The organism is Rhodopseudomonas sp. WA056, from assembly GCF_010906995.1.
GTDB classification, from domain to species: domain Bacteria; phylum Pseudomonadota; class Alphaproteobacteria; order Rhizobiales; family Xanthobacteraceae; genus Rhodopseudomonas; species Rhodopseudomonas palustris_G.
Map to the genome: position 1 here is coordinate 15576 of NZ_QPFS01000002.1, position 12265 is coordinate 27840.

Sequence of the window (12265 nt, forward strand, 5' to 3'; positions counted from 1 at the left end):
CCTCGCTTGCCCAGCTTCTGCCGACGCCTACGGCAGCAGCTCGCGGCGATAGTGCTCGCGGAGTTCGGCCAGAACGACGCCTGAAGCCGTCATCACTGCGTGGATGTGGAGCACGAAGGCCTGCGGCGGTGAGAACCCGCGCGTCCGTGCAAGCCGCGCCAGAATCTCTTCGTCATCGAAGCGGTCGCAAGCGATATCGTCGGTGCGGAGCACAGTGGTGGTGACCCGCTTGGGTCGCAGGGCCGCCACCACGGCACCGTAAGGCCGCAGACCATCGGCAACAGCGTCCCGCATCGCGGGCGGCAGCCGCTCCGGAATATACCAGTTCTCGGCCTCCGACAGAACGCGATCGCCCCAATGCAGCCAGACGCGGCGGCGCCGCAGCGTCTCGCCGTCCCTGGGCCGCAACGGACCGTCGTAATCATCCGCAGGCATTGTCTCGTCGCCCAGCAGCGTGATCGCGACCGACTCTGCATTGCATGGATGATGGCATCTGCACCATGCGATCAGCGCCGTGGTTGCGGTGTCATGATCGTGCAGGACCTTCAGAAACTCGTCGACGCAGGTCACAAACTCGGCTCGAATCCAGAACGCACATGCGGCATGCCAGACAGCAGCACGTGCCCCGGTATCGGTCCGTAGGGACGATTCCGCCATTCGCCGATCCTCCAATACGGCATCATGTCCTCCCGCCGGGCCGGCACCATTCGGTCGTCGTCCTTCCGATCATCGTCAACAGCGCGTTAATCCCGATCACGCGAGCGTCGTTCAAATGACGTACATTGTCGCGCGCGATTACCTCAAAACGCCGCTCAAACGACTTCGCACACACGAAATTCGACCCATCGTCGAAAGGCCCAGCGCCGCTCACTTAACAGTTTCTCCAGCAACGCTGCCCATAGTCGCCCGCGACAATCCCTCATCCGTGAGTTGCGAGACATGGCAGAAGCTGTTGCTCAGGCGCCGTTCGGCAAGGTGATCTCGGTGCGCGGCTCAGGTGCGCGCGTCGGGCTGCTGCCGTCGAGTCGGCTGACGCCGTCCGCGGTTCGCGCCACCGTCGGGCGCTTCGTCAGCATCCGCACCGCAAGCTCGACCATCATCGCAATGATCACGGAGGTGTCGAGCGAGAATCTCGCCGATGCCGATGGGTACATCGCAATCGCCTCGGTCGATTTGCTCGGCGAGATTTTGCCCGGCCCGGTGCGTGCCAAATTCCAGCGGGGCGTCACCAACTACCCGACGATCGGCGACGGGGTCGAGCCGATATCCAGCGAAGACCTGCGCATCGTCTACGCGCCGACCGGCTCCGACCAGATCGACGTCGGCACGCTGCAGCAGGACCCGTCGGTGATCGCTTATGTCGACATCGAAGAAATGCTGTCGAAGCACTTTGCGGTGCTCGGCTCGACCGGCGTCGGCAAATCGACCGGCGTGTCGCTTCTGCTCAACGAGATCCTGAAGTCGCGGCCGTCGCTGCGCATCTTCCTGCTCGACGTCCACAACGAATACGGCCGCTGCTTCGGCGATCGCGCGCTGGTGCTGAACCCGCGCAATCTGAAGCTGCCGTTCTGGCTGTTCAATTTCGAGGAGATCGTCGACGTGCTGTTCGCCGGCCGCCCCGGCGTCCCCGAAGAGCTCGACATCCTCGCCGAGGTGATCCCGATCGCCAAGGGCCTCTATGTCCAATACACCAGCACCGATCGGCTCGGCCTGAAGCGGGTCGATCCGAAGTCGATCGGCTACACCGCCGACACCCCGGTGCCGTATCGCCTCGTCGACCTGATCTCGCAGATCGACGAGCGCATGGGCAAGCTGGAAAACCGCTCTTCGCGCATCATCTATCACAAGCTGATCTCGCGGATCGAAACGGTGCGCAACGATCCGCGCTACGCCTTCATGTTCGACAACGCCAATGTCGGCGGCGACACCATGGCGGAAGTGATCAGCCATCTGTTCCGCCTGCCGGCCAACGGCAAGCCGATGACCATCATGCAGCTCGCCGGGTTCCCGGCCGAAGTCGTCGACTCGGTGGTGTCGGTACTGTGCCGGATGGCGTTCGACTTCGGACTGTGGAGCGACGGCGTGTCGCCGCTGCTATTTGTATGCGAAGAAGCGCACCGCTACGCCGCCGCCGACCGCGCCATCGGCTTCGGTCCGACCCGCAAGGCGGTATCGCGCATCGCCAAGGAGGGCCGCAAATACGGCGTGTATCTCGGCCTCGTCACCCAGCGCCCGGCCGAGCTCGACGCCACCATCCTGTCGCAATGCAATACGCTGTTCGCGATGCGGCTCGCCAACGATCGCGACCAGTCGCTGTTACGCTCGGCGGTGTCGGACGCCGCCGCCAATCTGCTGTCGTTCGTGCCCTCGCTCGGCACCCGCGAAGTGCTGGCGTTCGGCGAAGGCGTCGCGCTGCCGACCCGGCTGCGCTTCAAGGAAGTGCCGGCGCATCAACTGCCGCGCAGCGAGGCCGCGATCTCCACCGTGCCGTCGGGCGCCGCCGGCAGCGACATGCACTTCGTCAGCGCAGTGCTGGAACGCTGGCGTGGGGCAACCTCGCATCGCGACGTGCCCAATGATCCGGGCTTCACCGAGCGACCGCTGGCACGCGCCGTGGATGCGCCGATGCTGCAACCCTCGCTCGGCCTCGACCCCGACCGCTTCTCGCTGCTGAAGAAGCCGCTGCGCTGAGAGTCCGAGATTTCAACCTGCGGAATAACAGCATCGCAATTCGGTTCGTGACCGCGCCACAGCATCGCTGGCGCTTTACGGTGCGCGCGTGGTTCGCCTAGAGTTTCGTCCGGCGCATGCCGCGCCTGTGCGGAACCTTCGATGACCACCTCTCCTGCCGTCTCCCGCTTTCCCGTCCCGTCGCTCGAGCAGATGCCCGACGACATTCGCACCCGCATCGTCGGTGTGCAGGAAAAGTCCGGCTTCGTGCCGAACGTGTTCTTGGCCCTGGCGGCGCGCCCCGACGAGTTCCGGGCCTTCTTCGCTTATCACGACGCGCTGATGGAGAAGGACAGCGGGCTCAGCAAGGCCGAGCGCGAAATGATCGTGGTCGCGACCTCGGCGGCCAATCAGTGCCAGTATTGTGTGATCGCGCACGGCGCGATCCTTCGTATCCGCGCCAAGAACCCGCAGATCGCCGACCAGATCGCAGTCAACTACCGAAAAGCCGATATCTCGCCGCGGCAGAAGGCGATGCTCGACTTCGCAATGAAGGTGAGCCGTTCCGCCGAGACCGTCGGCGATGCCGACTTCGACACCCTGAAGGCCCATGGCTTCAACGACGACGACGTCTGGGACATCACCGCCGTCGCGGCGTTCTTCGCGCTGTCGAACCGGATGGCCAACGTCACCGCGATGCGGCCGAACGACGAATTCTACCTGATGGGGCGGCTGCCGAAGCCGTAGCGCGCCGCTCCATGTCGAGACGGGAGGAACCTCGCTTTGCTGCCTTGGTGGGAGATCCTGCTACGTCTCGGCATTGCGGCGCTCGCCGGCGGGCTGATCGGCCTCAACCGCGACCTCAAGAACAAGCCGATCGGAATGCGAACGCTGGCGCTGGTGGCGCTGGCTTCGGCGATGCTGGTCGCCCACGCCGATCATTCGGCGGCGAGTGATCAACTGTCCGATCCGGCCAGCCGGGTGATTCAGGGCATTCTCACCGGCATCGGCTTCCTCGGTGCCGGCGTGATCATGCGCAGCGGCAACCGGCTGGAGATCCACGGGCTCACCACGGCGGCCTGTACCTGGCTGGCGGCGGGCATCGGCATCGTTTGCGGCGCCGGGCAATGGCTGATCGTCGGGGTGGCGCTAGTGATCACTTTCGTCGTGCTGATCGGCGGACATCCGACCGAACGCGTGCTGCACCATCTGCTCGGGGGCCGGAAGGACGAACGCAGCAGCGGCGCAGCTCCCGAAGATTGAATGCCGCAGTGCAACACGAGGTCGCGGACCAGGGTGAGATCGGCTCGTTCGGGAGGCCGGCAGCGACAGCCGAATGGATATCGTACATCCGGTCTATTGCGGAGTTTTCGCGGCGTCGTATCCTTACTAGGATGATGGGGTCGAACCCGTTCCGGGCGACGGCTGGGACCGGCAGCGATGAAGAATCAGCGCATCACCCTCCCCGATGACGATCACCGCGTGCTGCAATTCCGACTACGGGATGCGGCGCGTTTACCGACGACCGAGGACGGCGGCGCGCCCACCGCGACCATCCTGCCGTTCCGACGCGACCTGCCGCAGGTCGACCACCTCCCGGAGACCGACGGCGCAGACCAAGCCCCGAGCGATTTCCGTCATCGCATGCTGACCAACATCGCCGCCCTCGTCCTCACCGCCGGGCTGGTGCTGGCCGGAATATGGCTGGCCACGAGCATCGCGGAGATGCGGCGGACCCAGGATTGCCTGTTGATGGGACGGCACGACTGTGCGGTGATTACGGCCCCGCGCTAGGCGATTCGCCGACAGCCTCGATCCGGATGTCGGGACCCGCGCGCCGGCCACGAATTGACCTGCCATTGAACTCGGGCCGACGCTCCGTTATACGGGCAATCGACTGTCACCATGATGACGGCTGAAGCCGCCGTAAATCGGCCATTTCCGACATAATATCAAAGGCTTAAAATGACTTCCACATTCGATCGGGTGGCCACCATCATCGCGGAAACCTGCGACATTCCGCGCGAAACGATCACCCCGGAAAGCCACGCGATCGACGACCTCGGGATCGACAGCCTCGATTTCCTCGACATCGCGTTCGCGATCGACAAGGCGTTCGGTATCAAGCTGCCGCTCGAGAAGTGGACCCAGGAGGTCAACGACGGCAAGGCGACCACTGAGCAGTATTTCGTTCTCAAGAATCTCGCCGCCCGCATCGACGAACTGGTTGCCGCCAAGGGCGCGTAGTGGCGCGGTTCAGAAGCCGCCCACGCCATGAACCTTGAATATTTCCACCTGATCGACCGCATCGCCGAGCTTCGCCTCGCCGACCGCAGCATCACGGTCGAGGCACGGGTGCCCGAGACCAGCACGATCTTCGAAGGCCACTTTCCCGGCTATCCGCTGATGCCGGGCGTGCTGCTGATCGAGACCATGGCCCAGAGCTCGGGCTGGCTCTTGATTGCGCTGATGCAGTTTCAGCGCATGCCGTTCCTGGCCGCGGTCAAGGAAGCCAAGATGCGCAGCTTCGTGACGCCTGGCGAGACGCTGTCGATCGACGTCTCGGTGGTGCACGAAGGCTCCGGCTTCACCATGACCGCAGCGAAGATCAAGAGCGGCGGCAAGCTGGCGTGCGATGCAACGCTGACCTTCCGCCACGTCCCGTTTCCGCATCCCGATCTGCGTGGGCATATGGAAGCGATGGCGAAGCAAATCGGATTTCCGGAGCAGATGATCCATGGCTGACACCACCACGTCCCGCGCCGAACCGATCGAAGCCTGGATAACCGGCATCGGCCTCGCCAGCTCGCTGGCCGAGGGGCTCGACGCCCATTGGGATGCGCTGACCGAGCGCCGCGTCAACGTCGATACCAGCGGTTTTGCGCCCTACGTCGTGCCCCCGCTGGCCCCGCTCAGCTTCGACAAGCAGATCCCCAAGAAGGGCGATCAGCGCCAGATGGAATCTTGGCAGCGGATCGGCACCTATGCGGCCGGACTCGCGCTCGACTCGGCGGGCCTCAAGGGCAACACCGCCATCCTGTCGCGGATGGATATGATCGTCGCCGCCGGCGGCGGCGAACGTGATCTTGCGGTCGACTCCGCGGTGCTCAACGCCGAGGGCTACGGCACCGTGCCGCCCGGCGCGCTCAACGAGCGCCTCATGAACGACCTGCGCCCCACGCTGTTCCTCGCACAGCTCTCCAATCTGCTCGCCGGCAACATCGCGATCGTGCACGGCGTCACCGGCTCGTCCCGCACTTTCATGGGCGAAGAGGAAGCCGGCGTCGACGCTGCGCGGATTGCGCTGGCGCGGATCGCGGCCGGCCAGAGCGACATCGCGCTGATCGGCGCCGCCCAGAATGGCGAGCGCAAAGACCTGCTGATGCTGTACGAGTTCGGCGACTTCAATCTGAAGGACCACTACGCGCCGGTGTTCGCGCGCGGTCCCAAGGGCGGCTTCGCGCTCGGCTCGGGCGCGGCGTTCCTGGTGATCGAGTCGAAGTCACATGCCGAAGCGCGCGGCGCAAAGCCGTATGCGCGGCTGAAGAACGTCGTCGCCGACCAGTCGCGCCGCCGCAACGCCGGCGACGTCACCACGTCGCTGGAAAAGCTGTGGACTGAGCTCGGCCCGGGCGACGGCGCGACCGCGATCATCACCGGTGCGACCGGCGCCGAGCCGGTGACCGCTGAGGAAACCGCGTTCCTGCGCAATCACGCCAACGCGCCGGTGCGCGGCACCGCGACGCCGTTCGGCCACGTGATGGAGGCGCAATTCCCGCTCGGCATCGCGCTCGCGGCGTTGTCACTGTCGCGCGGCGCGCTGTATCCGCCGAACGACCCGACCGGGCTCGAAGTTGAAATGGGTACCACCCCCGACCAGATAGTCGTGATCGGGGCGGGCCACTGGCGCGGCGAAGGCATGGCGCTGGTCGAAGCCGTTCGGTAAGGGGGACGCAATGACCGTGACGCGGGACAAATTCGGCAGGCCGATCGTGGTCGTCACCGGCATGGGCGTGGTCACCTCGCTCGGCGCCGGCAAGACCGACAACTGGGCCAAGCTCACCGCCGGCGAATCCGGCATCCGCACCATCACCCGCTTTCCGATCGACGGGCTGAAGAGCACGATGGCCGGCACCGTGGACTTCGTCCCGGTCGAGCCGTTCTCCTCGGTCGTGCTCGGCGAGAAGCTCGCCGACCTCGCCACCGAAGAGGCGATCGCGCAGTCGGGCATCGGCCGTAAAGGCGACTTCCCCGGCCCGCTGTTTCTCGCGGTCGCGCCGGTCGAGCTGGAATGGCTGCCGCGCCAGGAGCTGGCGCGCGCCACCGGCGCCAACACCGCGATCGACTACGACGCCCTGCTCCGCGTCAGCGGCGGCGGCGCGTTCTCGCAATATCATCGGCGCTTCCTGTTCGGCTCGGTCGCCGATCATCTCGCCGACACCTTCGGCACCAAGGGCTCGCCGATCTCGCTGTCGACCGCCTGCGCCTCGGGCGCGAGCGCGATTCAGCTCGGCGTCGAAGCGATCCGGCGCGGCGAAGCCGATGCGGCGCTGTGCGTCGCGACCGACGGCTCGGTCAACGCCGAAGCGCTGATCCGGTTCTCGCTGCTATCGGCGCTGTCGACCCAGAATGATCCGCCGCAGGCCGCATCCAAGCCGTTCGCCAAGAACCGCGACGGCTTCGTGATGGCCGAAGGCGCCGGCGCGCTGGTGCTGGAGAGCTACGAGTCGGCGGTGGCGCGCGGCGCCCCGATCCTCGGCGTCATCGCAGGCTGTGGCGAACTCGCCGACAATTTCCACCGCACCCGCTCGAGCCCGGACGGCAAGCCGATCATCGGCTGCATCAACAAGACGCTGGCCGATGCCGGGATGAGCGTCGACCAGATCGACTACATCAATGCGCACGGCACCGGCACGCCAGAGAACGACAAGATGGAGTATCACGGCATCTCCAGCGTGTTCGGCGACCGCGCCGGATCGATCCCGGTATCCTCGAACAAATCGATGGTCGGTCACACATTGTCGGCCGCCGGTGCGGTCGAGGCGATCTTTTCGCTGCTGACGCTGGAGCATCAGCGGATTCCGCCCACCATCAACTACGACGTGCCGGATCCGGCGATCCCGCTGGATGTGGTGCCCAATCAGGCCCGCGACGCCCGCGTCACCGCGGTGATGTCGAACTCGTTCGGGTTCGGCGGCCAGAACGCCTCGCTGATCCTGACCCGCGAACCGGCGTAGTCGCCTGCGAGTCGCAGTTCCGGCCGCCGCGGTTGACGCCGCGGCCGCCAGCGGCGATACGCAGGGCGCAAGCCTCCAACCGTTCGGACGAACCCCATGCGCGCGCTCACCCTCGTTGCCGACCGCAATCTCGTGGTCGCCGACCTGCCGTCCCCCCCGCCCCCGGCGGCTGGCGAGGTGCAGGTCCGCATCGCCGCGGTGGCGCTGAACCACATCGACGTGTGGGGCTATCGCGGCATGGCCTTCGTCAAGCGCAAGCTGCCGATCGTGGTCGGTGCCGAGGCCTCCGGCACGATCGAAGCGGTCGGTGACGGCGTCACGGCGTTCAAGCCCGGGCAGAAGGTCGTGATGTACGGGGCGCTGACCTGCGGCCACTGCAAGGCGTGCCAGGAAGGCCGCGACAATCTCTGCGAAAACGTCGGCGGCCTGATCGGCTTCCATGTCGACGGCTTCGCGCGCGAGCTGATGAATATCGCGGCGCGGCTGGTGATCCCGGTGCCGGACGGCGTCGACCTGCGCGACGCCGCCTGCGCGCCGATCGCGTTCTCGACCGTGCAGCACATGCTGTTCGACAATGCCAAGCTGCAGCCCGGCGAGACCGTGCTGGTGCACGCTGGCGGCTCCGGCATCGGCACCGTGGCGATCATGATGGCGAAGGCGATCGGCTGCACGGTGATCACCACCGTCGGCGACGATTCCAAGATCGAAGGCGTCAAGAAGCTCGGCGCCGATCACGTCATCAACTATCGCCAGGACCGCTTCGAGCACGAGTGCCGCAAGATCACCAAGAAGAAGGGTGTCGACGTGGTATTCGAACACGTCGGCGCCGACACCTTCAACGGCTCGCTGCTCAGCCTGAAGCGCGGCGGCCGGCTGGTGACCTGCGGCTCGACCTCCGGCCCGACCACCACCCTCAACCTGATGCAGTTGTTCCAGCAGCAGTACAAAATCTTCGGCTCGTTCGGCGCGACGATGAAGAACATCGCCGAAAGCCTCGACAAGATGGCGGCCGGCATGCTGCCGGTGATCGACACCGAGGTGCCGCTCGACGACGTCGGCGCCGCACTGAAGCGGATGGAAAGCCGTCAGGTGTTCGGCAAGATCATCGTCCGGTTCTGATGAAGGTCGCCCTGTATCGCGCCAAGCTGCGCGCCCAGCGCGCGGCCAAGGACGTCGTCGGCAAGATCGTCGGGCCGGTGGCGATCGGCGCGCTGCATCTGGCGCGGAAGTTCGATCCCGACAAGAGCGCCCGGCTGTTCGGCGCGATCGCCCGCAGGTTCGGCCCTCGCCTGCCCGAGCAGAAGATCGGCCGCGACAATCTCACCGCAGCATTTCCCGAGAAATCTCCCGCAGAAATCGAAACGATCCTCGCCGGCGTCTGGGACAATCTCGGCCGCGCCGCGGCGGAATTCGCGCATCTGGATTCGGTGTGGGACTATGATGTCGAGCATCCCGAGCGCAGCCGCATCGAGGTGACGGGGCGATCGCTCGAACTGTTCGAAAAGCTGCGCGACGACGGCAAGCCGGCGCTGATCTTCGCCAGCCATCTCGGCAATTGGGAGCTGGCGGCGGTCGCAGCCGTCGCGCACGGTCTGGACACCGCGGTGCTGTATCGCCGCCCGAACATTGAGGCCGCCGACCGCATCGTCGAAGAAATCCGCTCGGTGAAAATGGGGCAGCTCGTCGCCGCCGGATCGAGCGCGCCGTTCAAGCTGGCCAAGGCGCTGCAGGACGGCAAGCACGTCGGGATGCTGATTGATCAACACTTCACCAAGGGCGTCGACGTCACCTTCTTCGGCCGCACCGCAAAGGCCAACCCGCTGCTCGCAAAGCTGCTGCGGCAGATCGAATGCCCGCTGCACGGCGCCCGCGTCATCCGTCTCCCCGACGGCCGTTTCCGCGCCGAGCTGACCGAAGAGATCCAGCCGGTCCGCGATGCCGACGGCCGGATCGACATTCAGGGCACGATGCAGGCGTGCACCTCGGTGATCGAAAGCTGGATCCGCGAAACGCCCGAGCAATGGCTGTGGCTGCACCGCCGTTGGCGGTAACGAACTGCGTAGTCGGCCCCTATTGCCACCGGCAACCTGCTGCCCCCGAAATCCGCTTAGTTAGCACCTTCGCTGCACCATGCCGGTCTTGTTCCGGTTAGCACGTCTGATCGAGACGATTGCGACATCGACATTCTGGGCCGCAACGGCGTGGCCATCACGACTCGTTTGCACTGTCGCTCGTTTCCTTGATCCAAATTGCTCGCGCGCCCAAGCCCCCGATCCCCCGAGGACCGGCGGAGCCGAAACTGCTGCGGCCGGCGGTCAGCTTGACCCATCCGGGTATTAACCTCACAGTGCCGCCTGCAAATCACTTTGCGCCGTCGACCTGGATCGAGAGGATACATGGAACTTCCAAGGCGAGCCCGTGGTGATGAACTCCTGGTTCCCGGTAAGATGGCGGCGCTACGATCGCGGCTGCGCGGGCTCTCCGGGCGGCATGACCTGACGACGGTCATCGTCAACGCCTTCGATCATCGAACCAGGGTGCTCCCCTTCATTCTCGCCGATACCCGGATGGCTCCGGGCGGTGTGCGAGCGATCGGTTCGGCACTGGTGGATGTCGGCTTCGACAAGACACGAATAGTGCTCCAGCAATGGAACCGGAACTTCAGCCCGCTGCAGATGCGGCTCGATGGCCGGATTCCGGATCTGTTCCTAGTCTCCAGTATGCACCTGCATTCGGCCGAATGTGATCGGCTGATCCGGGAGGCCTGCCAGATCGCCCCCGACAAACGGCCGCTGATCATGGTCGGCGGCCCTCGCATTCGCTACGAGCCCTGGCATGTATTCGGCGGTGACCGGAACGCGTCTTGGGCCGCCGACGTCGCGGTCACAGGCGAGGAATACGTGTTCCTCGAACTGCTCGACGTTCTCCTGTCGATGCGCAGCTCCGGCGAATCGATGCGCTCGGTCTTTCTACGCGCACGCGACAGCGGCGCTCTCGACGAGGTACCGGGGATCGTCTATGCGCGCACGGCCGCGCGGAACGGACCGATCGAGGAACTGGTCGACACCGGCGTGCAGCGCCTGCTCGGCGATCTCGACGAGCTTCCCGATCCGGTGCACGGCTACAAGCTGCTGGAGGCCCCGAGCAACAGCGCCACGCTGGCGAGCCAGGCGCTGCCGGCCAATCGGGTCAAACGATACAGCCCGATCGCCGGCATCGTGATGACTGCCGGCTGCAAGTTCAGGTGTTCGTACTGTCCGATCCCGGCCTACAACCAGTCGCAGTTCCGCGCCAAGAGCGGCGAGCGCATCGCCGAGGAGATCGGGCAGATCGCCAGCACCTTCGGCATCTATCACTTCTTCGGCGCCGACGATAATTTCTTCAACGACACCAAACGCACGCTCGATATCGCCGGAACACTGGCGCGGAAACGGTCGGAAAGACCGTTCTGTAAAGTACGCATCGGCACCGAGGTCACGGTCCATGACACCGTCGGGATGCGCGATCACTTGCCGCTGATCCGCGACGCGGGGTTCGCCGCGGTATGGCTCGGTGTCGAGGACATGACCGCGACACTGGTGAAGAAAGCACAGGACAAGGACAAGACCCAGCTCGCTTTCCGCCTGCTGCGCGAGAACAACATCCTGCCGATGCCGATGATGATGCACCACGACAGCCAGCCGCTGGTGACGTGGGGATCGAACTACGGCCTGATCAATCAGATCAGGCTGCTGCGCAAGGCCGGCTCGATCACCACCCAGGTGATGATGTTGACCCCCGCCCCCGGGTCGAAGTGGTACGAGAACGTGTTCGAATCCGGCATGGCGTTCAGCCGCGCCGGCGACATCAAGGTCGAACCGCACATCATGGACGGCAACTACGTGGTCGCGTCGAAGCACGCCCGGCCGTGGATGAAGCAGCTCAATCTGCTGCTCGCCTACACCTACTTCTTCAACCCGGTCCGTTTCCTGAGTGCGCTGGTGTTCTCGAAATCGGCCGACGTGTTCTCCAGCGCCGAAACCCGTCCCGCCCACGAGGTCGCGCATTTCTCGCCCGCCAAGCGGATGCGGCGGCGGGCGTGGCTGAGATTCCGCGCCCACATCGTCGACGCCGGCGCGCAGATCTACGGCATGATCGGGCTGGCCCACACCTATCGGCGAACCGCGGGATGGGCGTGGCGGCTGCTCCGCAACGACATCGAGCGGCACGACCGCGCCCCGGTCAGCCCGATCCCGATGCGGGGCGTCGGCCAAAGGCGGTCGGATCACGCGCTGCCGGGAACGGTCGACCTCAGGGATCTCGAACCGGCCGGCGGCGCCGAACCGGTGCGGAAGGTGGCGAACCTCTGATCGGACGGG

The 12265-nt window shown here is 65.4% G+C and carries 12 protein-coding genes; 11 read left to right on the top strand and 1 reads right to left on the bottom strand.

Features of this window, described 5'->3' with window-relative positions; translation table 11 throughout:
- Positions 1 to 27 precede the first annotated feature (27 nt).
- Entirely contained in the window at positions 28 to 657 is a 630-nt protein-coding gene (locus tag DU475_RS00735) for a hypothetical protein (protein WP_205524155.1), read from the bottom strand.
- A 282-nt stretch (positions 658 to 939) separates the two neighbouring features.
- On the opposite strand from DU475_RS00735, the gene DU475_RS00740 reads away from it, so the two are divergent.
- The 11 genes from DU475_RS00740 (at position 940) to DU475_RS00790 (ending at position 12256) form a co-directional block, all read left to right on the top strand.
- On the top strand, positions 940 to 2691 hold the full coding sequence (locus DU475_RS00740; RefSeq protein ID WP_013503171.1) for an ATP-binding protein: 1752 nt from the start codon (positions 940 to 942) through the stop codon (positions 2689 to 2691).
- Between the two features lie 141 nt (positions 2692 to 2832).
- Positions 2833 to 3417 carry a peroxidase-related enzyme gene (locus tag DU475_RS00745; protein ID WP_047308508.1) on the top strand — a complete coding sequence of 195 codons (585 nt, stop codon included), beginning with the start codon at positions 2833 to 2835 and terminating at the stop codon, positions 3415 to 3417.
- A gap of 36 nt (positions 3418 to 3453) precedes the next feature.
- Positions 3454 to 3933 (top strand): MgtC/SapB family protein, encoded by a 480-nt coding sequence (locus DU475_RS00750; protein ID WP_164630108.1) that lies wholly within the window; start codon positions 3454 to 3456, stop codon positions 3931 to 3933.
- Positions 3934 to 4110: 177 nt separating this feature from the next.
- Entirely contained in the window at positions 4111 to 4464 is a 354-nt protein-coding gene (locus DU475_RS00755; protein WP_047308507.1) for a hypothetical protein, read from the top strand.
- 171 nt (positions 4465 to 4635) lie between these two features.
- Positions 4636 to 4917 carry an acyl carrier protein gene (locus tag DU475_RS00760; protein WP_011157577.1) on the top strand — a complete coding sequence of 94 codons (282 nt, stop codon included), beginning with the start codon at positions 4636 to 4638 and terminating at the stop codon, positions 4915 to 4917.
- A gap of 27 nt (positions 4918 to 4944) precedes the next feature.
- Positions 4945 to 5415 (top strand): 3-hydroxyacyl-ACP dehydratase FabZ family protein, encoded by a 471-nt coding sequence (locus DU475_RS00765; protein ID WP_013503175.1) that lies wholly within the window; start codon positions 4945 to 4947, stop codon positions 5413 to 5415.
- The gene (locus tag DU475_RS00770; protein ID WP_164630110.1) at positions 5408 to 6616 is read left to right on the top strand and encodes a beta-ketoacyl-ACP synthase; all 1209 of its coding nucleotides are present in this window, start codon (positions 5408 to 5410) and stop codon (positions 6614 to 6616) included. The genes DU475_RS00765 and DU475_RS00770 overlap by 8 nt, the downstream gene beginning before the upstream one ends.
- Before the next feature lie 10 nt (positions 6617 to 6626).
- Positions 6627 to 7907, top strand: a complete 1281-nt coding sequence (locus DU475_RS00775; RefSeq protein WP_013503177.1) for a beta-ketoacyl-ACP synthase — start codon at positions 6627 to 6629, stop codon at positions 7905 to 7907.
- 96 nt (positions 7908 to 8003) lie between these two features.
- Complete coding sequence (locus tag DU475_RS00780) at positions 8004 to 9026, top strand: zinc-binding dehydrogenase (RefSeq protein WP_013503178.1); 1023 nt, start codon at positions 8004 to 8006, stop codon at positions 9024 to 9026.
- A complete protein-coding gene (locus tag DU475_RS00785; protein ID WP_164630112.1) occupies positions 9026 to 9958 on the top strand; it encodes a lipid A biosynthesis lauroyl acyltransferase in 933 nt (310 codons plus the stop codon). Before DU475_RS00780 ends, DU475_RS00785 begins: the two co-directional genes overlap by 1 nt.
- Positions 9959 to 10303: 345 nt before the next feature.
- Complete coding sequence (locus DU475_RS00790) at positions 10304 to 12256, top strand: B12-binding domain-containing radical SAM protein (protein ID WP_047308503.1); 1953 nt, start codon at positions 10304 to 10306, stop codon at positions 12254 to 12256.
- The last annotated feature ends 9 nt before the right edge of the window (positions 12257 to 12265 follow it).

Bases quoted from the DNA above. Each gene is read 5' to 3' on its own strand.
- DU475_RS00735 (WP_205524155.1), bottom strand. From the start codon at position 657: ATGGCGGAATCGTCCCTACGGACCGATACCGGGGCACGTGCTGCTGTC.
- DU475_RS00740 (WP_013503171.1), top strand. From the start codon at position 940: ATGGCAGAAGCTGTTGCTCAGGCGCCGTTCGGCAAGGTGATCTCGGTG.
- DU475_RS00745 (WP_047308508.1), top strand. From the start codon at position 2,833: ATGACCACCTCTCCTGCCGTCTCCCGCTTTCCCGTCCCGTCGCTCGAG.
- DU475_RS00755 (WP_047308507.1), top strand. From the start codon at position 4,111: ATGAAGAATCAGCGCATCACCCTCCCCGATGACGATCACCGCGTGCTG.
- DU475_RS00760 (WP_011157577.1), top strand. From the start codon at position 4,636: ATGACTTCCACATTCGATCGGGTGGCCACCATCATCGCGGAAACCTGC.
- DU475_RS00765 (WP_013503175.1), top strand. From the start codon at position 4,945: ATGAACCTTGAATATTTCCACCTGATCGACCGCATCGCCGAGCTTCGC.
- DU475_RS00770 (WP_164630110.1), top strand. From the start codon at position 5,408: ATGGCTGACACCACCACGTCCCGCGCCGAACCGATCGAAGCCTGGATA.
- DU475_RS00775 (WP_013503177.1), top strand. From the start codon at position 6,627: ATGACCGTGACGCGGGACAAATTCGGCAGGCCGATCGTGGTCGTCACC.
- DU475_RS00780 (WP_013503178.1), top strand. From the start codon at position 8,004: ATGCGCGCGCTCACCCTCGTTGCCGACCGCAATCTCGTGGTCGCCGAC.
- DU475_RS00785 (WP_164630112.1), top strand. From the start codon at position 9,026: ATGAAGGTCGCCCTGTATCGCGCCAAGCTGCGCGCCCAGCGCGCGGCC.
- DU475_RS00790 (WP_047308503.1), top strand. From the start codon at position 10,304: ATGGAACTTCCAAGGCGAGCCCGTGGTGATGAACTCCTGGTTCCCGGT.